The following is a 20,422-nucleotide window of genomic DNA, read 5'->3' on the forward strand; positions in this document are numbered from 1 at the left end:
TGGAGGATTGAACTGTAGCCTGCCCGATTTGCCGCTAAGCGGGCTGCACCGCTTCGCGCAGCAGCTGGCCCGACAGCAGGATCCACTGATCATCCCAGTAGTCCGTGGGCAGACGTTTGAAATCGCTGCGCACATACTGGGAGATACGCCCCTCGGCGTGGGCGATCAGCAGGTTCGCCGCCGCCGAGGCGGGGATGCTCGGGCGACGCCCTTCACGCAATTCGGCTTCGCGAAGGATTTGCTTGAACTGGGCTTCCAGCCGTTCGAACAGCTGGTGGATCCGATGCCGTAGGCGCGCGGTTTCGCCGGTCAATACATCGCCACCCATGACGCGTGCAAGGCCCGGGTTCTTCTCGGCAAAACCGAGTACCAGTGACAAGATAGTGCCACAGCGGTTAGTGGCGTCGGGGACCTCGTCCATGATCCGGGTAATGCGGGCAAAGATGCTTTCTTCGATAAAATCGATCAGCCCTTCGAACATGCGCGCCTTGCTCGGGAAGTGGCGATACAGAGCGGCTTCCGAGACGCCTACCTGGCGGGCTAGTGCCGCAGTGGTGATCCGCTTGCCACTGTCTTCTTCAAGCATCAGGGCAAGGGCCTGAAGGATCTGCTCGCGGCGGCGAGGCTTGCGTTCATCGCTCATGATGTTGCTCTCCGTCGCGGTTAGTGAGTGTCGGTGATCAGCGTGCCGACCCCGGCGTTGGTGAAGATCTCCAACAGCACGGCATGCGGTACGCGGCCATCGATGATGTGAGCACTGTTGACGCCGCCTTTCACTGCATCCAATGCGCACTGAATTTTAGGCAGCATGCCACCATGAATAGTCCCATCGGCAATCAGGGCGTCAACTTGAGCCGTGGTCAAGCCGGTGAGTACCTCGCTCTTGGCATTCATCAGGCCTGCCACGTTGGTCAGCAGCATGAGCTTTTCGGCGTTGAGAGCCTCGGCAATCTTGCCGGCCACCAGATCCGCGTTGATGTTGTAGCTGTGACCTTCGCCGTCTACGCCAATCGGCGCTATCACAGGGATGAAGTCGCGCTTTGCGAGCATTTCAATCAAGTCGGTGGAGATCGACTCGACTTCGCCCACATGGCCAATATCGATGATTTCCGGGGCGGTCATTTCAGGACTTTGATGCTCGACCTTCAACTGGCGGGCACGAATCTGCGCACCGTCCTTGCCGGTCAGGCCAATGGCTTTGCCACCACTCTGGTTGATGAGGTTGACGATGCTCTTGTTGACGAGCCCGCCGAGCACCATTTCCACCACGTCCATGGTCTGCGAGTCGGTGACGCGCATGCCGTTGACGAAGCGCGATTCGATATTGAGTTTGGCCAGCAAGTCGCCAATCTGGGGGCCGCCGCCATGAACGACCACCGGATTGATGCCCACTTCCTTCATTAACACGATGTTGCGGGCAAAGGAGTCGATCAGGGTGGTTTCCGTCATTGCGTTGCCGCCATATTTGACGACAACCGTTTTGCCGGAAAACTGCTGAATATACGGGAGGGCTTCGGAAAGCACCTCCACAACGACCTGGGGGTCGCGACTGGCTGAACTCATGACGTTGTCCCTTGAAAATGATGTGGCTAACTTATGGGTATTCAGCGCACTGTGACGCTCATGTCGGGCCGTGCCTTCTATTGGGCTCGGTCCCGCAGCATGATGGCGTTCCAGGTCAAGCCTGGGGTAGCGTCAAGGCGGGGTCGACGCCTTTCAGTGCGTTGGCAAACTGCGCTTTAATACGCGTCAAGGCTGCCTCGTTTTTTCCTTCAAAACGTAGTACTAACACGGGCGTGGTGTTTGAGGCACGGCAAAGACCCCAGCCGTCCGGGTAGTCGACCCGAATGCCATCCAGCGTGGTCTTAATACCATCGCCGAAGTCGCCCTCCCGAGCAAGTTTATCCACCAGGGTGAATTTGTTGCTGTCGGTGACGGCAATGTTGATTTCCGGTGTGCCGATGTCCTGGGGGAAGCTATCAAAATAGGCATCGGCATCGCCTGGGTAGTTGGCCAGAATCTCGACAAGTCGTGCGGCGGCATAAATACCGTCGTCAAAGCCGTACCAACGCTCCTTGAAGAAAATATGACCGCTCATTTCGCCGGCCAGCTGGGCGCCGGTTTCTTTCATGCGTGCCTTGATCAGCGAGTGGCCTGTACGCCACATTTCCGGTTCGCCGCCTGCGTCACTGATCACCTGGGTCAGGTTGCCAGTGCATTTGACGTCAAAAATCACCTTGGCACCAGGGTTGCGGCTTAGCATGTCAGTGGCGAACGCCATTAGCAGATGGTCCGGGTAGATCAACCGGCCGCTTGGGGTAATCACGCCAAGCCGGTCGCCATCGCCGTCGAAGGCCAGACCGATATCGGCGTTCGTTTCCTGGACCGTGCGAATCAGGTCCTTGAGGTTTTCGGGCTTGCCGGGGTCAGGGTGGTGGTTCGGGAAGGTGCCATCTATCTCGTCAAACAGTGGTATCGTTTCAACGCCCAGGCGCTCGATCAATTGCGGGCCAAGCTCGCCCGCCACGCCGTTGCCGCAGTCGACCACTGCCTTGAGGGGGCGGCTGACGCTGACATCATCGAGGATGCGCTGCATATAAATGTCGCGCACGTCCTCTTGGCGGATGCTGCCGCTCCCACTTTCCAGTGCGCCCGACTCGAGACGCTCATAAAGCGCGGTGATGGCGTCGCCGGAGAGCGTCTCGCCGTCGAGCACGATTTTAAAGCCATTGTAATCGGGTGGGTTATGGCTGCCGGTGACCATGACGCCCGAGCGGGTGCCGTCGAGAATATGGGTGGCGAAATACAGGACCGGGGTGGGCACCATGCCGATATCAATCACGTCACGCCCGGCCGCGTTCAGGCCGCGCATTAACGCGGTCTGTAGACGAGGGCCCGAGAGCCTGCCATCGCGGGCCACTACCACGGTGGACTCGCCCCGTGCGGCGGCTTCAGAGCCGATAGCGCGGCCAATCCATTCCACCGTGTCTTCGGTAAGGGTGTCGTCGACAATGCCGCGGATGTCGTAAGCGCGAAAAATCGAAGCAGGAATTGCGGGTGTCGTCATGGGAATATCCTTACGAAAATGGCCAGTGCCGATTAATGACGGCCAGTGCTGCCGAAGCCGCCGCTGCCGCGGGTGGAATCGCTAAATTGATCGACCAGATCAAGTTCAGCCTGTACCACCGGAACAAGCACGTACTGTGCCAATCGCTCAAAGGGGGCGATCGTGAAAGCGCTTTGCCCTCGATTCCAAACGGAAATCATCAACTCGCCCTGGTAGTCGGCATCGATCAACCCCACCAGATTGCCCAGCACGATGCCGTGCTTATGCCCCAAACCGGAGCGCGGCAAAATCATGCCGGCAAGGCCGGGGTCTTCAATATAGATCGCCAGGCCCGTTCGTACGAGCTGGGTGTCGCCGGGGTTCAGGGTAAGCGGCTCGTCAAGCAGCGCACGTAGATCCATGCCCGCTGACCCGTTGGTCGCATAATGGGGTAAATAGTCACGCAGTCGTTCATCCAGCATTTTGCACTGCAGGCGAGGACGGGGGCTCATAAGGTTGCTCCGTTAGGCGAGGGGAGTAGCGTCAGGGCTTGTTGGATCACGCGCTCCGCTAACTGTGTTTTGGGCTGGGGGACTTCCATCCGACGCTCGATACCCTGGGGGGAGCGCCATAGCAGAAGCGCCGCGTTGTCGTCGCTGCCAAAGCCCATGCCTTGCTGGCTAACGTCGTTGGCGACGATCATGTCGAGGCGCTTGCGGGTCAGCTTGTCCGCTGCATAGCGTTCAACGTCCTGGGTTTCGGCGGCAAAGCCGACCACCACAGGGCGACTGGCAGGTGGAAGTGCCGCCACCGAGGCAATAATGTCGGGGTTTTTGATCAGGGTCAGCGTCAAAGTGTCGCTGTCATCGGTCTTTTTCAGCTTATGCTCGGCGGCACTTGCCGCGCGGTAATCAGCGACGGCGGCACAGCCGATAAACAGCGCTGCCTGAGGGGCCAGTTGCAGCGATTCCTGGTGCATCTGCTCGGCGGTTTCAACGTCAATGCGTGTGACGCCTGCAGGCGTTGCCAGCGTCACCGGGCCGCTGATCAACGTGACCCTGGCGCCCTGGGCGGCGGCCGCGGCGGCAAGGGCGTAGCCCATCTTTCCCGAGCTGTGATTGGAGAGGTAGCGCACCGGGTCGAGGGCTTCCCGGGTGGGGCCTGCGGTAATCACGACATGCGGCGCTGACGCTTTCGGCGTCGCGCTGCTCAGGGGCGAAAACTGGCGCAATAGCGCGTCAACAACCGTTTCGGGTTCGCTCATGCGGCCTGGGCCAACGTCGCCGCAGGCCTGGTCGCCAGCGGCAGGGCCTATCAACTGCCAGCCATCGCAAGCGAGCCGTTCCACGTTGCGCTGGGTGGCGGGGTGGCGCCACATGGCCTGGTTCATGGCCGGAGCGATCAACCTGGGCGCCTCCGAGGCCAGGCAGAGCGTGGTCAGCAGGTCATCGGCCATGCCATGGACCAGACGAGCAATAAGGTCAGCGGTCGCCGGGGCAATCAACAAGACATCGGCCCAACGGGCAAGCTCAATGTGGCCCATGCCCGCCTCGGCTTCAGGGTCGAGCAGCGAGGTTCTTACCGGTTCACCCGACAGCGCCTGTAGCGTCAGCGGGGTGATGAATGCCTGGGCACCATCGGTCATGACGACGCGAACCTCGCAGCCCGCCTGTTTCAACAGTCGCACGATCAGCGCGCTTTTATACGCGGCGATACCGGCACTGATGCCCAGCAGCACGCGCTTACCGTTAGCAATTGGCATTGTGGTCGAAGTCACGGACGTCATGGTAGAGGATCCATATTGAGCGTTCTTTAGGAGGCTTACCATACCATTCGTCCGCACAATTTGGCATGCTGCATTCACGCATAGGGACAGGTGAAACACCGCGCAGGGAGGCGATGATGGGCATTAACCACTGGCCGGAAGGCGAGCGGCCAAGAGAAAAGCTATTGAATCTGGGCGCGCAAGCGCTATCCGATGCCGAACTGCTGGCTATTTTTCTGCGTGTCGGCGTTCAGGGGCGTTCAGCGGTCGACCTGGCGCGAGATCTGCTTGCTAGTTTTGGTGGCCTGCGTCAACTGCTGGAGGCCGACCAGGATAGCTTTTGTAACGCGCGCGGGCTGGGTAGTGCCAAGTTCGCTCAGTTGCAAGCGACGCTTGAGCTTTCAAGGCGGCATCTGGCTTCCCAGCTTGCCCGCGGTGAAGCGCTGACATCGCCCACCCTGGTGCGCCATTATTTGAGTGCACAGCTGCGTCATTTGGGCCACGAAGAATTTGCGGTGCTTTTTTTGGATACACAGCACCGAATTATTCGCTATGAATCCCTGTTTCGCGGTACCCTAGACAGCGCATCCGTTTATCCCCGCGAAGTTGCCAAGCGTGCCCTGGTGCACAACGCTGGCGCTGTTATCCTGGCCCACAACCATCCTTCGGGGGTTGCTGAGCCCAGCGATGCTGATCGACGCATTACAGATCGCCTGAAAGAAGCGCTCGCCCTGTTTGACGTGCGGGTGCTGGATCATTTCGTGGTGGGGGACGGAGACGTGGTGTCATTTGCCGAGCGCGGCTGGCTATAGCGGTGCTGGCCCGGTAATCAGTGATTAACGTAAGTAAAATGAGCAAAAAGCGGTTTTTTCGCCCTTCTGCAACGGTTTTTCTTGCTGATCGCCAGGTGCTCTGGTATAAAGTGCCACCTTTAAACTTGGGTTGAATAACGGATTTGGTTAAAGCTTGGCGGTTAAATACGTCGACTCCTTCCCTGCTCCGGTTTGCCCGACAGTTTTGAACACTCAGGTTATTATATCCTGGCCAAGCGGTTGGAGGCTCTCATGTCCAAAGTATGTCAGGTTACCGGCAAGCGTCCGGTAACTGGTAACAACGTTTCACACTCCCAGCGCAAGACACGTCGTCGTTTCTTGCCGAACCTGCACACCCATCGTTTTTGGGTTGAAGCTGAAAGCCGCTTCGTCAAGCTGCGCGTTTCCTCCAAGGGTATGCGCATCATTGACAAGAAAGGCATCGAGACGGTTCTGGCCGATATCCGCAAGCGCGGCGACGCCATCTAAGCTATTTGTTTGGCTAACCATTCTTGGCCAAAAATTGGGAGAGTTAAACCATGCGCGATAAGATCAAGCTGGTGTCCAGTGCCGGTACAGGCCACTTCTACACCACTGATAAAAACAAGCGGAATACCCCGGACAAGTTCGAATTCAAGAAATACGACCCGGTGGTCCGTAAGCACGTCATGTACAAGGAAGCCAAAATCAAGTAACTACGGTTACGATGACTGGCTTTCACCGCAGGCGAGCGCCTGTCAAAAACCCGGCCCCAAGCCGGGTTTTTGCATGCCTGGGTGTTCAGTGCTTGCAAGCGTGAACACCGCAAGCGTCAACGATCGTCACCACTCTGTCATCAAAGGCTCTCATCATGCCCGAGCTGCCCGAAGTTGAAACCACTCGGCGGGGTATTGCACCTTACCTGGAAGGTCAGGAAATCACCGAGGTATTGGTGCGCCAGCCCCGTTTGCGCGTGCCGGTACCGGACGATTTCGCCGAACGGCTCGTGGGGTCTCGTATCGGTGAGTTGGCACGCCGAGCCAAGTACCTCCAGGTTCCACTGGCTACCGCTGAGGGAGAGGCGACGCTGCTGTGGCATTTGGGGATGTCGGGCAGCTTGCGGATTGCGCGTGTGGGTGACTTGCCTAAAAAGCATGATCACGTGGATGTGGAGACCCAAAGCGGCGATGTGTTGCGCTACCATGATCCGCGGCGGTTTGGCTTTGTCGATTGGCAGCAGGGAGACGGCAGCGCTGACAGGCGCCTGATGCATCTGGGCCCCGAGCCTCTGGATGATGCCTTTAACGGGCGATGGCTGTATCGCATCTCACGCAATAAGCGGGTATCCGTAAAGCCCTTTTTGATGGATAACCGTGTGGTCGTCGGTGCTGGCAACATCTACGCTGCTGAAGCGTTATTCATGGCGGGGATTGATCCCCGGCGGGCGGCAGGGCGTATTTCTCTGGCCCGTTACGAGAAGTTGGCGGCTGCCGTGAAGGAAGTGCTGGCGGCTGCCATTATCCAGGGCGGTACCACGCTGCGTGATTTCGTCAGCGGCCAGGGCGAGCCTGGCTATTTTGCTCAGCGGCTGAATGTTTATGGTCGGCACGGTCAACCCTGCATGCGCTGTGGGGTGGAGCTGCGTCGTATTACGCTTGGCCAGCGAGCCAGCGTGTTCTGCCCTCGCTGCCAGCGCTAATCGGGGCGCCACACTTTTTTGTTTTTCTAAATTTTTAAGCCTAGGTTTGAGCCCACGTTTTAAGCCCTGCTGCCTGAATACTGGTGTTAGAAACCGAGCTTTTGAAGCCAAAGCTGTTTTGGAGATTGTTGTGACCCAACGCCTGCGCCTGAATAAAAACGCTGACCGCCGCCTCAAAGCGGGTCATCTGTGGATCTATTCCAACGAAGTCGATATCAAGGAAACCCCGCTGAAGAACTTTACCGCGGGTGAAGCTGCCCTGGTCGAGGCATCCAACGGTAGAACCCTCGGGGTCGCCTATGTGAACCCGCATTCGCTGATTGCGGCGCGGGTGATGTCACGTGATCCCGAGATGCGCCTGGATCGTTCGTTGTTCGTGCATCGCTTTAACCAGGCGCTTGCCTTGCGTCAGCGCCTGTTTGAACAACCGTTTTACCGTCTGATTCACGGGGAAGGTGACCTGTTGCCGGGGCTGGTGATCGACCGCTTCGGCGATGTGGTGGTGGTGCAATTGAACACTGCGGGTATGCAGACGCTGGCCGAAGAAATCGTCGATGCCCTGGAGAAAGTCCTCAAGCCCAGCGCGATTGTGTTCCGCAATGACACCGGCGGGCGTCGCCAGGAAGGCCTGGATGCCCAGGTGGAAGTGGTCAAGGGCACATTGCCCGATGAAGTCGTGCTGGAAGAGAACGGCGTGCGTTTTGTGGTGCCGGTCATCGATGGTCAGAAAACCGGCTGGTTCTTCGATCATCGGGTCAACCGTTCCTGGCTCAATACTCAGGTTGCCGGTAAGCGGGTGCTGGACGTATTCAGCTATGTCGGCGGTTGGGGGGTGCAGGCTGCCGCCAGCGGTGCCTCTGAGGTATTGTGTGTCGATTCATCTGGCCCTGCGCTTGAGCAAGTGGCCCGCAACGCCGAACTCAACGGCTTACAGGAACAGGTCGCCACTGGTGAAGGCGATGCGTTCGAGGCGCTGGCGGCGCTTAAAGCCGACGGCGAACAATTCGACGTGGTAATTCTGGATCCGCCCGCGTTTATCAAGAAACGCAAGGATATCCCCAATGGCGAACGTGCCTACAACCGTCTGAACCGCGAAGCAATGCGCTTGCTGGGGCGTGACGGCTTGCTGATGTCGGCGTCTTGCTCCATGCACCTGGCGCCGGAGCGTCTGGTAGATGTGGTACGCGGCGCGGCGCGCCATCAGGACCGCCACGCTCAGGTGATCTTCCAGGGTCACCAGGGGCCGGACCACCCGGTACATCCGGCGATCCCCGAGACGTCCTACCTGAAGGCGCTGGGCGTGCGCGTGTTCCGCGACTAGGTCGTCAAGCAACCGGTGAAGGAGCCAAGACAATGGAGTGGGCGCTACCCGAGCCTTTTGTGATGGAGATCGACGTGACGGATGAGGCCATCGACGCCTACCGGCACGTCAACAACAGTGAATACCTGCGCTGGGTTGAGCAAATCAGCTGGGCGCATTCAGAAGCGCTGGGGCTTACGCTCGAGCGCTACCGAGAGCTTGACCGCGCCATGGTCGTGCACCGCCACGAGTTGGACTACCTGGCGCCAAGCTATGAGGGTGACCGGCTTCAGTTGGCGACCTGGATCGTGGCCTGTGACGGACGCTTTAGCTTGACCCGTCGCTTCCAGTTGAAGCGCAAGCACGACGCTAAAACCTTGCTCAGGGCCCGTACCCGCTTTGCCTGCGTGGCGCTATCCAGCGGGCGGCCCATGCGTCTGCCCGACGAGTATCGGCGACTTTACGGTGATGCGGTGGTTGTTGAATAACGATGATTTTTTTGCCAAAAGCCGCTAGCCGCTAGATTTTTCTCCTGATAAACGCCTTAACCGGCGTTTTTTTTGTTTTATATGCCGGGGGATGGAGGCGAGTAAAAGCTGTGCTGTAATGGCATCAATATTGACGAATTTCTCGCTCAATCACGAGGAGCCAACTATGCGCATCGCTGTCCCTAAAGAGATCAAAAACCATGAATACCGGGTGGCCTTGACGCCCACTGGCGCGCGCGAATTGACCGGGCGGGGTCATCAGGTAACGGTTCAAGCGGGCGCGGGTGAAGGTGCCGGTTTTCATGACCGCGACTACGAAGCAGCGGGGGCAAGCGTCGAGGCGGATGTCGCGATGCTTTGGCAAAACGCCGAGCTGATTTTGAAAGTGAAGGAGCCTCAGGCAGAAGAAGTCGCACGGCTGACGCCACAGCATACCCTGTTTACCTACCTGCATCTGGCTGCCGAGAAGACCCTCACCCAGGGGTTGATGGAAAGCGGCGCGACCTGCATCGCTTATGAAACGGTTACCGACGCCAAGGGCGGCTTGCCGTTGCTCGCGCCGATGAGCACGGTGGCGGGACGCATGGCCGTGCAGGCGGGCGCCCATAGTCTTGAAAAAGCCCAGGGGGGTGCGGGCGTGCTGTTGCCGGGCGTGCCGGGAGTGGCGCCAGGGAAAGTGACCGTCATCGGTGGCGGTGTGGTCGGTGAAAACGCCGCGCGTATGGCCCTGGGGTTAGGCGCAGACGTCACCATTCTGGACAAATCCATTGATCGCCTGGAAGTGCTGGACGACCGCTATCAAGGCCGGATCAAAACCGTCTACTCAACGGCGGATGCGCTCGATGAAGCCGCCAAAACGGCTGATATGATCATCGGTGCGGTACTCATCCCGGGGGCAGCGGCACCTAAGCTGATTACCCGTGCCATGCTGGCGGATATGCAGCCCGGTAGCGTGCTGGTGGATGTGGCGATCGATCAGGGCGGTTGTTTCGAAACCAGCCGACCCACTACCCATGCCGAGCCGACCTATATCGTCGATGGCATTGTCCATTACTGCGTTGCCAACATGCCGGGGGCGGTGGCGCGGACCTCCACGCTGGGGCTGACCAATGCCACGCTGCCATTCGTGCTGGCGTTGGCCGATAAAGGATGGCAACAGGCGTTGCGCGATAACCCGCACTTCTTGCCGGGGCTTAACGTCCACAATGGACAGGTGACCTACGCGGCGGTGGCTGAGGCGTTTGATCTGGAAAGTGTTGACCCCGCAGACGCGGTGAATCGATAGGTCGCTGTTGGGGCATTATCATTCATCAGTAGTGGGGCGGTATGTCGTCCTCGGGTCGGCTGGCATCGGGGGCGTCATCCATATGGCGTGCCTGGTGCTGTTCGCGAAGCCGTTCGCGCATCAGCGCACTGAGTTGCTCCAGTGTCGCTAGTCGGCGTTCCTGTTGGGCGACGGCTTGATCCAGGGTATCGAGCCAGTGTTCTTGATAGGCCAGACGGCTTTCTAAAGATTCAAGCTGTTGAGTGAGCTCAGCGGGCGATAACGTAGATGTCATGGTAACATTGCAACCTTGTGTAGTAGCTCGATACATTGGGTCGTCAAAACCCGTTGAATTGAGTATTGTCCTTCTTCTGTTACCCATACAACAAGAGAGCTTTTTTTATCCATGAACCCAAAAGTTGTGTTTCGCAGTATCTTGATCAGTATTTTACTTGCCGCCCCCACGCCGCTATTGCTGGCGGGGATTGTTCATTTGACCGACGCACCCCTGGCTGAGCAGTGGCTGGCCGAGCTTGCCGTGACAGGCGCTGGCGGCATCTATATTGCCGTTGCCATCGGAAGTTTCATTGTGCTTTGCATTGCCACCTTGGCAACCGCTGCGCTCGCACCGCCTGTCGTGGTGTCGCCTGATGTGGCCGTTCGTTCCAAGCCAGCACCGCGTCAGTCTCAAGCCCCGGCGGCGGACGATGATGAGGATCTCATCGACCCTAACGACGGCCGCGAAGAGGGTGAGGTGAAATGGTTTAATACCAATAAAGGTTACGGCTTTATTACCCGCGATAACGGCGACGATGTGTTTGTCCATTTTCGGGCAATTCGTGGTCGTGGTCCGCGCATGCTCGCGGAAGGCCAGATTGTGCGCTACCACGTGATTAAAAATGAGCGTGGTTTGCAGGCTGACGATGTGAGTATTATCGAGTAGTCATCAGCCAGGGTGTTATTGGCTAGCATGATCTCTTGACCCCGCCTCGGCGGGGTCAAGTTCTTTAGGTTGATCGGTTAGCGACCTGAATCGGGCCATTGTATGGGCCCTTCACGGCCGTCGGGTAGCACCTGCCAAAAACGATCGGGGTCATCACCGGGATGCCAGCCGCCCAGCGAGCAGCGAATTTCGGTCTGCAAGGCTTCAGCCGCGTGCTGTGCGGCTTCCTGGTCGGTCTGCCAGGGGCTATGGCGGCTGTCCAGCCATAGGCTGGCAAAGCCGTCGGCGGCTTTTTCCACCAATAACACGGGGACGACGTGCCCCTGGTAGCTGCCCTGAGTGCGCCATTTGCCTTTACCTGCCGATGCAAGCGGCGGTGCCTCCAGAGCGTCGGCGAGCCATTCGTTTAGCGCCGGATGGACGACATCGGCAAGGTAAATCTCAATATCCGGGTAAGATTCCATTATGCGCGTACCTTGTCGGCGATGAACAGCGCTTGCAGGGTGGCTTCGTAGATCCGGCTTAAGTCGTCCAGGTCGTTTGCACGCACGCGTTCATCGATCTTGTGGATCGTGTCGTTGAGCGGCCCCAGTTCGACCACCTGGGCGCCCAGGGTGGCGATAAAACGTCCATCCGAGGTGCCCCCGCTGGTGGATAGCGCGGGACGCTCGCCAGTGATGGCTTCAACGCCGCGCATGGTGGCATCGACCAGCTCGCCTTCGGCGGTCAAGAACGGCTCGCCGTTGAGCATCCAGTCAATGTGGTACTCAAGGCCGTGCTGATCCAGGATCGCTTCGCTGCGTGCCTTGAGGGTTTCATGGGTGACTTCCGTTGAGTAGCGGAAGTTGAAGACGACTTCGACCTCACCGGGAATCACGTTGGTGGCGCCCGTCCCCGCACGAAAGTTGGAAACCTGAAAGCTGGTAGCCGGGAAAAAATCATTGCCCGCATCCCAGTGTTCGTTGACGAGTGCATCCAGCGCAGGCATTGCCTGGTGGATCGGGTTGCACGCCAGGTGCGGGTAAGCCACGTGGCCCTGCACCCCTTTTATATGCAGCACGCCTCCCAGAGAGCCGCGTCGGCCGTTTTTGATCGCATCCCCCAGGCGTGACGTGGAGGAAGGCTCACCGACGATGCAGTAGTCGAGGCGTTCATTGCGCTCGCGCAAATGCTCGACCACCGCGCGAGTACCGTCGACGGCGGGGCCCTCTTCATCGGAGGTGATCAGAAAAGCAATACGGCCATCGTGATCGGGGTGCGCGGTCACAAACCGCTCGACAGCCGTGAGCATTGCCGCGAGGCTGCCTTTCATGTCGGAAGCACCACGCCCGCACAGCATGCCCTCGTCGTTGATGCAGGGAGTGAAGGGGGGATACTCCCAATTGGTATGAGGCCCACTGGGCACCACATCGGTGTGGCCAGCAAAAGCCAGCACCGGGCCATGATGGCCGCGCACGGCCCAGAAATTCTTTACATCGCCAAACGGCAGTTGCTCGATATGAAAGCCGAGCGCCACGAGGCGCTCGATCATCAGGTCCTGGCAGCCCTCGTCATCTGGCGTCACCGATGCCCGGCTGAGCAGGTCAAACGCCAGCTGCAGCGTCGGTGATAAACCTTCTGGCTCAGTTATGGGCATGCAGCGCCTCGTTGAGTGCGATGGCGCTTTTATTGGTCAGGCACTCAATACGGCCGCTTTGTGAGTGACGGCGCAGCAACAGATCGTCCTGGCCTGCCAGCTCGCGTGCGGCGACGGTGTTGACCTCCTGGCCCTGATCATCCAGCAGCGTCACTTTCGCCCCTGCGGTAATGTACAGGCCCGCTTCGACAGTGCAGCGGTCGCCAAGCGGAATGCCGATGCCCGCGTTGGCGCCGATCAGGCAGCCCTCGCCAACTTTGATTACCATATTGCCGCCGCCGGAAAGCGTGCCCATGGTGGAGCAACCGCCGCCCAGGTCGGAGCCCTTGCCCACCATGACCCCTGCCGCAATACGTCCCTCGACCATGCCGGGACCTTCGGTGCCCGCGTTGAAGTTGACGAAGCCTTCGTGCATGACCGTTGTGCCTTCGCCCAGATAGGCGCCCAGACGGACCCGAGCGGTGTCGCCAATGCGGATGCCTTGGGGAACGACGTAGTCGGTCATCTTGGGGAATTTGTCGACGCAGTCCACCGACAGTGCACGGCCTGCCAGGCGTGCCTTGAGGCGGCGGGCGGCAAGCTCTTCAATGTCGATCGGGCCTTCGTTGGTCCAGGCAATGTTGCGCAGCAGACCGAACATGCCGGTCAGATCCAGTCCGTGGGGTTTTACCAGGCGATGGGAGAGCAGGTGCAGCTTGAGGTAGACCTCAGGTGCGGTTTGCGGCGGCTGGTCGGTTTCCAGGAACATGGCGACCAGGGGGCGCTGGCTGGACGCGAAAGATTCAGCAAGCTCCGCCTGTTCGGGATGGCCCGCTTCCTGAAGGGCCTTGGCCAGGCGCGTGCAGTCTTCCGGCAGGAAGCTGATGGCCGCATTACCCTGGGGCGCGTCGACAACGTCCTTGGCAGCACTCACCAGGCTTTCCGGTGGGTTGATCAGCGGTGCCGGGTAGTAGATTTCCAGCCAGTCGCCCTGGGTATTTTGGGTGCCGATTCCAAGCGCAAAGCTCAGCATAACTGCGTTCCTTTAGGTCAGTGTTTCGTCTTAAAGTTTGTCGTAGTCGCCATCTTTGTAGCCGACCAGGATGGTTTCGTCGTCGACTTCCAGTAGAGGGCGCTTTAACAATGTGGGGTGTTTCAAGAGCAGCTCGCGGCCCGAGTTGGCATCAAAATCTTTTTCTTCATCCGATAGCTCGCGCCAGGTTTTGCTTTGCTTGTTGATCGCCTTGACCAACGGGACGCGGTGCAGGATATGCTCCAGCAGTGGTGCTGACAGACCGTCCTTGCGCAGGTCGTAGGTTTTAAAGGGAATGCCCTTTTCGTCCAGTGCCTTGGCCGCTTTGCGGCAGGTGTCGCAGTTGCTGATGATATAAAGCGTTAGCATGTATGACCTCCTACAATGTCGTCATGCCGTCAACGTTTGCGTTAGCCGCGCTCGATAAGTTGGCGTAGCCGCTCGGCGGCTTCAAGCGTGGGGGCAAGCTCTGCCACCAATGCCAAGCGTAGTCGACCACTTCCTGGATTACGGCCTTCGCGCCCGGGACGGCCCATCAAACTACCGGGCAGCACGCTGACATGCTGCTCGACAAATAGCCGCTGGGTAAAAGCGATATCGTCGCCACCAGGCACGGCGGGCCACAGGTAAAAACTCGCCTCGGGCGTGGGGAAATCCATTACCGGGGCGAGTAGCTCTGTCACGGCGCCAAACTTTTCACGATAAGCCTCGCGATTGGCGAATACGTGGTTTTCATCCTGCCAGGCGGCAATGGAAGCGTGCTGCATGGGCAGTGACATGGCGCAGCCGTGGTAGGTGCGATAGCGCTTGAAGGGCATTATCAGGTCAGCATCGCCTGCGATAAACCCTGAACGTAGCCCTGGCAAATTGGAGCGCTTGGAGAGCGAGTGAAACACCACGCAGCGCCGATAATCATCGCGGCCCAGCTCGGCGCAGGCTTGCAGGAGCCCAGGCGGCGGTGCAGCTTCGTCGAGGTAGAGCTCCGAGTAACACTCATCGGAGGCAATGATGAAATCGTGTTCATCAGCGAGCGCAATCAGTTGCTTGAAGTCGGCGAGGGGCGTGACCGCGCCGGTGGGGTTACCCGGCGAGCAGATAAAGACGATTTGCACATCACGCCAGGTGTCGGCGCTTACGGCGGAGAAATCCGGACGAAAGCCGTTGTCGGCGGTGCAGTCGAGATACAGTGGTTCCCCGCCGGCAAGCAGAGCGGCGCCTTCATAGATCTGGTAGAAGGGATTGGGCACCGCCACTTTGGACGGGCAGCTCCGGTCAAGGGCGGCTTGAACGAAGGCAAAAATGGCTTCGCGCGTGCCGTTGACCGGCAGGACCTGACGCTCGATATCGAGGTCTGCTAGCGCGAAACGCTGGCAGGCCCAGGCGGCAATAGTCTCGCGCAGGGCGGGCAGCCCGTTGGTGGCTGGGTAACGGGCCATCTCAGCCTGATGCGCCACCAGTGCGGCCAGTGCCCCAGGGTAGGGCGCATGCTGGGGTTCGCCGATAGTCAGCGGGATGTGCGCAAGCGATTCGGGCGGGGTCAGGTCCGCCTTGAGCGCCGCGAGCTTTTCGAACGGATACGGATGCAGGGCGTCGAGATCAGGGTTCATGAGTATCCAGAACGCCGTGCTGGCGTCGTTGTAGGCGTCGTGTCGCGAAAAGTAGCCGACGATTATAGGCAAGCCCCGCTGTCGGCTCAAATCCACCGGGGCGATAAGACAATTAAACCCCCAGCACCTCAATCAGGCGTTCACGCAGCTGTTGTTGGCGGTCCGGATCGGTCAGCGGCTCGCCAGCCTTGGTGGTGATAAAGAACACGTCTTCAACGCGTTCACCCAGGGTGGCGATTTTCGCCGCGGAGAGCGCAATGTCCTGCTCCATGAAGATGCGCCCGACGCGGGCCAGAAGCCCCGGCCGGTCAGGGGCGCTGAGCTCCAGCAGTGTGCGGTCGTTGGCGGGATCCTGTTCGATCAGCACCTCGGTGGCGACCCGGAAGTGCTTGAGCTGGCGCGGCGTGTGCCGCGTGACGATGTCGGGATAGTCGTCGGGATCGTCGAGTTCTTCCACCAGGTGCTGGCGCATTTCTTCGATACGCGCTGAGTCGCGGATTGGCTGGCCCTGATTGTCCAGCACGATGAAGGTATTGAGTGTCCAGTCGTTGTTGGACGTCGCGATACGTGCGTCGTGGATCGACAGTCCCAGCTGTTCCATGGCGGCGGCAGTGGCGGCGAACAGGTCGTCCACCGAGCGGGTGTGGATGAACACCTTGGTGCCCCCTTCGGCCATGTCAGCCGTGGGCGCGCTGATTAATACCAGCGGCAACGGCGATGGTTGATGGGCAAGAATTCCCTGGGTCTGCCAGACGATTTCGCTGGGCGCGTACTGCAGGAAATAGTCTTCGCCCAGCGATTCCCATAACCGGTCGATATCGGTTTCATCAACGCCAATCGTTTGCAGTAGTGAACGGGCTTCGGTGCGCGTTTCGCGTACCCAGTCGTCGCGGTCGGGCGGGTTGTTCAGCCCGCGCCGCAGGGCGCGCTTGGTTTCGGCATGCAACTGGCGCAACAGCGACGCCCGCCAGCCGTTCCATAGCGTCGGATTGGTCGCATTGATGTCCGAAACGGTCAGCACATAAAGATAGTCCAGCCGCGTCTCGTTGCGCACTTCCATGGCAAAATCGCGAATCACATCCGGGTCGCTGATGTCGCGCTTTTGCGCGGTCATGGACATCAGTAGATGGTGCTCGACCAACCAGCTGACCAGGTTGGTGTCGTGTTGTGGCACATGATGGCGCTGGCAGAACTGTTCGACGTCCCGGGCGCCGATTTCCGAGTGATCACCACCGCGTCCCTTGCCGATATCGTGAAACAGGCCAGCGATCCAGAGCAGGTCCAGCTTGGGTAACTGCTGCATCAGGGTGGCGGCGACCGGGAAATCGTCCTTGGCCTCCGGCTTGCGGAAGCCGTGCAGGAACTTGAGTAGCCGCAGCGTGTGAGCATCCACGGTATAAATATGAAACAGGTCATGCTGCATCAGACCCACCGCGCGGCCAAATTCGGGCAGGTACTTGCCCAGAATGCCGTAGCGGTTCATGCGCCGCAGTTGGCGTGGAACATTGCCAGGCGCGCGCATGATGGCCATGAAAAGCCGTTGGTGGCGAGGGTCTTCGCGGTAGTGATCGTCGATCTGGTGGCGATGGTCGCGGATCAGGCGGATGGTGTCGGCGCGGACGCCTTCTATTTCAGGGTGCTTGGCCATCAGCAAAAACAGCTCCAGCATGGCCGAAGGCTGTTCCCGGAACAGGTTGCGCGAACGCACCTGAATATAACCGCCCTTGGTTTCAAAACGTTCGTTGAGCTTGACCGTCTCCAGTGCTTCCTTGCCGCGCAGGATGACTTCATCGAAGTGCTGCAGCAGCATGTCGTTAAGCCCGGCCAGGGCGGTTACGTGCCGATAATAGCGTTTCATGAACTGCTCGACCGCCAGGCCTTCGGGGGTGTCGCGAAAGCCGAACATCTCGGCAATGGTGCGCTGATGGTCAAACAGCAGGCGGTCTTCGGCACGGTCGGTGAGCATGTGCAGGGCGTAGCGGACCTGCCACAGAAACGCCTGCCCCTGGCTCAAGATGCGCAGTTCGGCATCGTTCATGAAGCCGTTGGCGACGATATCAGCGTACTGCTCGGTTCCGAAATGGCGCTTGGCGACCCAGCCGATCATCTGGATATCGCGCAGCCCACCGGGCGAGCTTTTGAGGTTCGGTTCGAGATGGTACTCGGAGTTGTTGTAACGGTAGTGACGGGCAATCTGCTCCTGCCACTTGGCTTCGAAAAAGCGGTCGGCCGGCCATACATGCTCGGCGCTGAGCCGTTCGCGCATCTTGTGGCGTAGCGACTCAGGGCCGGCAACCAGGCGGGACTCAAGCAGGTTGGTGATCACCGTGACATCGGCGGCCGCTTCGCGCTCGCAGTCGTTGAGCGAGCGCACGCTATGGCCGATTTCCAGACCGATGTCCCACAAGAAAGTGATGAAGGCGGTCAGCGGCTCCCGGTAGGGACTGTCGTCGTCGTGTTCCAGCAACAACAGCAGGTCGATGTCCGAATGCGGGTGCAGTTCACCGCGCCCGTAGCCGCCCACGGCCACAAGGGCAACGCCGTCGTCGGGCCAGGCATGCTGTTCCCAGGCGATAGCCAGCAGTTGATCCAGATACCACGCGCGGCCCCGGACCAGATCGCGGATATCGGCGCCGGCGCGAAAGCGTTCGTCCAGGCGCGTCTGGATTTCACCAAGCGCTGCCTTGAACGGCGCGATGGGGGAGCGTGACCCCGCAAGCTCGGTGCGGAACAACTCAAGATCGAACAGCGTGGTGTCGGGTTCGAACCGGTAGTGGTGTAAAAGCATCAATGATTCAAGAAGCTGAAGTCTTCGTCGCCGCGTGCGGTCAGCACGTCAACGCCGGTGTCGGTGACCAGCAGGGTGTGCTCCCATTGCGCCGACAGGCTGCGGTCCTTGGTGATCGCCGTCCAGCCATCGCGCAGCACCTTGGTCTTGTAGCCGCCAACGTTGATCATGGGCTCGATGGTGAAGCACATGCCGGCTTCAAGGCGGATGTCCGCTCCCGGGGCGTAGCCGTCGTAGTGCAGGAACTGGGGGTCTTCGTGAAATTCAGCGCCGATGCCGTGACCGCAAAAGTCGCGAACAACCGAGTAGCCATTGGCTTCAGCGTGTTTCTGAATCACGCGGGCGAGTTCAGAAAGGCGCACACCGGGTTTGACCTGCTCAATACTTTTATACAGGCATTCCTGGGTAATGCGGCACAGGCGCTCGCCCTGGATGGTCTCGCCGACCACGAACATCACGCTGGAATCGCCGTGGTAGCCAGCGGCTGTGCGCACGGTGATATCCAGGTTCATGATGTCGCCGTTCTTGAGCTTTTTGGCGTCGTCGGGAATCCCGTGGCAGACCACATGGTTGATCGAGGTGCAGGTCGCCTTGGGGAAGCCGTGGTAATTGAGTGGCGCAGGCGTCGACCCCAGCTCGTTGACGATGTACTCGTGGCACAGGCGGTCGATTTCACCGGTGCTGATGCCCGCCTGGACGTGAGGGGTGATCATCTCGATGACGCTGGCGGCCTGGCGGCCCGCGTCGCGCATCTTGTCGATTTCAGAAGGCGTTTTAATGGGAACGTTCATGGATTCTCGATGTTGACTCAGAATGGCAAGTTGAGCGGCAATAAAAAGCCCGCTGAACGGATGACGGCTTCATCTTAACGATGATCTATGGTATAAAGCCGCGCGCTTTCCTGCAATCGTCATCCGCTGCAAACTTTCTGCTGTCGGGGACGATGGAGCATCAAAGCGTTATCACGGCATCGCAGGTTTCGTCGCTTACGGGCGGTTGAACGATGCGGTATTGAACAGCAAGCCTTGAAAACACACATGCACCGGCACATGGTCCCGGGTGCCGCTGGCAGCGTCTGACGATGCCAATGGTCGGATCCATGGGGTGCGTGGAGGCCTAACCCGAGTTTCAGGAGTTTTACCATGTCTCACGTCAATATGCGTGACCTGCTTAAAGCAGGCGCTCACTTCGGTCACCAGACCAAGTACTGGAATCCGAAGATGAGCAAATTTATCTTCGGCGCGCGCAACAAGATTCACATCATCAACCTCGAGCATACACTGCCGGCGCTGAACGAAGCGATCGACGTGGTCGAGAAGATGGCGGCATCCAACAACAAGATTTTGTTTGTTGGCACCAAGCGCAGCGCTAGCAAGATCATTAAGGAAGAAGCCAACCGCGTAAGCCAGCCGTTCGTCAACCATCGCTGGTTGGGCGGCATGCTGACCAACTTCAAGACCATTCGCGTGTCCATCAAGCGTCTGCGCGAACTTGAAGCGATGCACGAAGACGGCACCTTCGAGAAGTTGACCAAGAAAGAAGTTCTGATGGCAACCCGCGAGCAGGACAAGCTCGAGCGCTCCGTAGGCGGTATCAAGAACATGGGCGGCCTTCCGGACGCACTGTTCGTGATTGACGTTGACCACGAGCGTATCGCGATCAATGAAGCCAATAAGCTGGGCATCCCGGTCATCGGCGTGGTGGATACCAACTCCAACCCCGATGGTGTGGACTACGTGATTCCGGGCAACGATGATTCCATCCGCGCTATCCAGATTTACGTAAAAGCGATTGCCGATGCCTGCGCGCGTTCCAAGGAAGGTCGCCCCGACGAGTTCGTCGAAGTGACTGACACCGAAGAAGCCGCTGACGCCGACAGCAGCGCCGCCGCCGAGTAAACCGGTGGTCGATGCGGCGTCGTCACGGGTGCCGCATCATGTTAAGAGGGGGCCTGAGCCCCCTTTTTCCCGCTTTGGGTTAAGGCTTGGAGTGGGCAGTCTTGGGCCGACATCAATGTTGGCAGCGCCATGCAGAGTGAGATCATTCGGTCATGAACCGTTGCGACACTCGGCAAGGCGTTTAA

At 59.2% G+C, this 20,422-nt stretch carries 22 protein-coding genes; 9 read left to right on the forward strand and 13 right to left on the reverse strand.

The genetic code is table 11. The features are described 5' to 3' along the window. Window positions 1-34: 34 nt before the first annotated feature. The 5 genes from slmA to coaBC form a co-directional block, all read right to left on the reverse strand. Complete coding sequence (gene slmA / locus QC816_RS16830; protein WP_085918319.1) at window positions 35-643, reverse strand: nucleoid occlusion factor SlmA; 609 nt, start codon at window positions 641-643, stop codon at window positions 35-37. 20 nt (window positions 644-663) lie between these two features. Next, window positions 664-1,563: an acetylglutamate kinase gene (argB, locus tag QC816_RS16835; protein WP_085918320.1), complete on the reverse strand. Its 900-nt coding sequence runs from the start codon at window positions 1,561-1,563 to the stop codon at window positions 664-666. Window positions 1,564-1,678: 115 nt separating this feature from the next. Further along, window positions 1,679-3,067 (reverse strand): phosphomannomutase/phosphoglucomutase, encoded by a 1,389-nt coding sequence (locus QC816_RS16840; RefSeq protein WP_253024379.1) that lies wholly within the window; start codon window positions 3,065-3,067, stop codon window positions 1,679-1,681. 32 nt (window positions 3,068-3,099) lie between these two features. Then, window positions 3,100-3,558: a dUTP diphosphatase gene (dut, locus tag QC816_RS16845; protein WP_085918322.1), complete on the reverse strand. Its 459-nt coding sequence runs from the start codon at window positions 3,556-3,558 to the stop codon at window positions 3,100-3,102. Further along, window positions 3,555-4,832 (reverse strand): bifunctional phosphopantothenoylcysteine decarboxylase/phosphopantothenate--cysteine ligase CoaBC, encoded by a 1,278-nt coding sequence (gene coaBC, locus QC816_RS16850; protein WP_309783542.1) that lies wholly within the window; start codon window positions 4,830-4,832, stop codon window positions 3,555-3,557. Before coaBC ends, dut begins: the two co-directional genes overlap by 4 nt. A 116-nt stretch (window positions 4,833-4,948) precedes the next feature. Between coaBC and radC the strand changes: the two genes are divergently transcribed. The 7 genes from radC (at window position 4,949) to ald (ending at window position 10,374) form a co-directional block, all read left to right on the forward strand. Next, window positions 4,949-5,623, forward strand: a complete 675-nt coding sequence (gene radC / locus QC816_RS16855; protein ID WP_085918324.1) for a RadC family protein — start codon at window positions 4,949-4,951, stop codon at window positions 5,621-5,623. Between the two features lie 252 nt (window positions 5,624-5,875). Next, on the forward strand, window positions 5,876-6,112 hold the full coding sequence (rpmB, locus tag QC816_RS16860; protein WP_066319413.1) for a 50S ribosomal protein L28: 237 nt from the start codon (window positions 5,876-5,878) through the stop codon (window positions 6,110-6,112). 50 nt (window positions 6,113-6,162) lie between these two features. Then, a complete protein-coding gene (gene rpmG / locus QC816_RS16865) occupies window positions 6,163-6,318 on the forward strand; it encodes a 50S ribosomal protein L33 (protein ID WP_027337782.1) in 156 nt (51 codons plus the stop codon). Window positions 6,319-6,473: 155 nt separating this feature from the next. Further along, window positions 6,474-7,301, forward strand: coding sequence for a bifunctional DNA-formamidopyrimidine glycosylase/DNA-(apurinic or apyrimidinic site) lyase (mutM, locus tag QC816_RS16870; protein WP_309783545.1), 828 nt, complete (start codon window positions 6,474-6,476; stop codon window positions 7,299-7,301). Between the two features lie 130 nt (window positions 7,302-7,431). Next, the gene (locus tag QC816_RS16875; RefSeq protein WP_309783547.1) at window positions 7,432-8,622 is read left to right on the forward strand and encodes a class I SAM-dependent rRNA methyltransferase; all 1,191 of its coding nucleotides are present in this window, start codon (window positions 7,432-7,434) and stop codon (window positions 8,620-8,622) included. 32 nt (window positions 8,623-8,654) lie between these two features. Continuing rightward, the gene (locus tag QC816_RS16880; RefSeq protein WP_309783549.1) at window positions 8,655-9,089 is read left to right on the forward strand and encodes an acyl-CoA thioesterase; all 435 of its coding nucleotides are present in this window, start codon (window positions 8,655-8,657) and stop codon (window positions 9,087-9,089) included. 166 nt (window positions 9,090-9,255) lie between these two features. Continuing rightward, window positions 9,256-10,374 (forward strand): alanine dehydrogenase, encoded by a 1,119-nt coding sequence (ald, locus tag QC816_RS16885; protein ID WP_309783551.1) that lies wholly within the window; start codon window positions 9,256-9,258, stop codon window positions 10,372-10,374. Between the two features lie 25 nt (window positions 10,375-10,399). On the opposite strand, the gene QC816_RS16890 is transcribed toward ald, so the two are convergent. Next, window positions 10,400-10,648, reverse strand: coding sequence for a SlyX family protein (locus tag QC816_RS16890; RefSeq protein ID WP_264824577.1), 249 nt, complete (start codon window positions 10,646-10,648; stop codon window positions 10,400-10,402). A 111-nt stretch (window positions 10,649-10,759) separates the two neighbouring features. Here QC816_RS16890 and QC816_RS16895 point away from each other — a divergent pair, with 111 nt between their 5' ends. After that, the gene (locus tag QC816_RS16895) at window positions 10,760-11,296 is read left to right on the forward strand and encodes a cold-shock protein (protein ID WP_085918330.1); all 537 of its coding nucleotides are present in this window, start codon (window positions 10,760-10,762) and stop codon (window positions 11,294-11,296) included. Between the two features lie 77 nt (window positions 11,297-11,373). On the opposite strand, the gene QC816_RS16900 is transcribed toward QC816_RS16895, so the two are convergent. The 7 genes from QC816_RS16900 to map all read right to left on the reverse strand — a co-directional run bounded on the left by QC816_RS16900 (window position 11,374) and on the right by map (window position 19,130). Then, a complete protein-coding gene (locus QC816_RS16900; protein WP_309783553.1) occupies window positions 11,374-11,760 on the reverse strand; it encodes a hypothetical protein in 387 nt (128 codons plus the stop codon). After that, the gene (dapE, locus tag QC816_RS16905; RefSeq protein WP_085918332.1) at window positions 11,760-12,932 is read right to left on the reverse strand and encodes a succinyl-diaminopimelate desuccinylase; all 1,173 of its coding nucleotides are present in this window, start codon (window positions 12,930-12,932) and stop codon (window positions 11,760-11,762) included. The genes QC816_RS16900 and dapE overlap by 1 nt, the downstream gene beginning before the upstream one ends. Continuing rightward, the gene (gene dapD / locus QC816_RS16910) at window positions 12,919-13,944 is read right to left on the reverse strand and encodes a 2,3,4,5-tetrahydropyridine-2,6-dicarboxylate N-succinyltransferase (RefSeq protein WP_085918333.1); all 1,026 of its coding nucleotides are present in this window, start codon (window positions 13,942-13,944) and stop codon (window positions 12,919-12,921) included. Before dapD ends, dapE begins: the two co-directional genes overlap by 14 nt. Before the next feature lie 30 nt (window positions 13,945-13,974). Beyond that, window positions 13,975-14,313: a Spx/MgsR family RNA polymerase-binding regulatory protein gene (locus QC816_RS16915; RefSeq protein WP_085918334.1), complete on the reverse strand. Its 339-nt coding sequence runs from the start codon at window positions 14,311-14,313 to the stop codon at window positions 13,975-13,977. A gap of 41 nt (window positions 14,314-14,354) precedes the next feature. Next, on the reverse strand, window positions 14,355-15,551 hold the full coding sequence (gene dapC, locus QC816_RS16920; protein WP_309783662.1) for a succinyldiaminopimelate transaminase: 1,197 nt from the start codon (window positions 15,549-15,551) through the stop codon (window positions 14,355-14,357). A 112-nt stretch (window positions 15,552-15,663) separates the two neighbouring features. Further along, the gene (locus QC816_RS16925) at window positions 15,664-18,339 is read right to left on the reverse strand and encodes a [protein-PII] uridylyltransferase (RefSeq protein ID WP_309783556.1); all 2,676 of its coding nucleotides are present in this window, start codon (window positions 18,337-18,339) and stop codon (window positions 15,664-15,666) included. Next, window positions 18,339-19,130 (reverse strand): type I methionyl aminopeptidase, encoded by a 792-nt coding sequence (map, locus tag QC816_RS16930; RefSeq protein WP_309783558.1) that lies wholly within the window; start codon window positions 19,128-19,130, stop codon window positions 18,339-18,341. The genes QC816_RS16925 and map overlap by 1 nt, the downstream gene beginning before the upstream one ends. A 351-nt stretch (window positions 19,131-19,481) precedes the next feature. On the opposite strand from map, the gene rpsB reads away from it, so the two are divergent. Continuing rightward, window positions 19,482-20,237, forward strand: a complete 756-nt coding sequence (gene rpsB / locus QC816_RS16935; protein WP_085918338.1) for a 30S ribosomal protein S2 — start codon at window positions 19,482-19,484, stop codon at window positions 20,235-20,237. The last annotated feature ends 185 nt before the right edge of the window (window positions 20,238-20,422 follow it).

This window comes from Vreelandella janggokensis, from assembly GCF_031451615.1.
GTDB lineage: Bacteria > Pseudomonadota > Gammaproteobacteria > Pseudomonadales > Halomonadaceae > Vreelandella > Vreelandella janggokensis.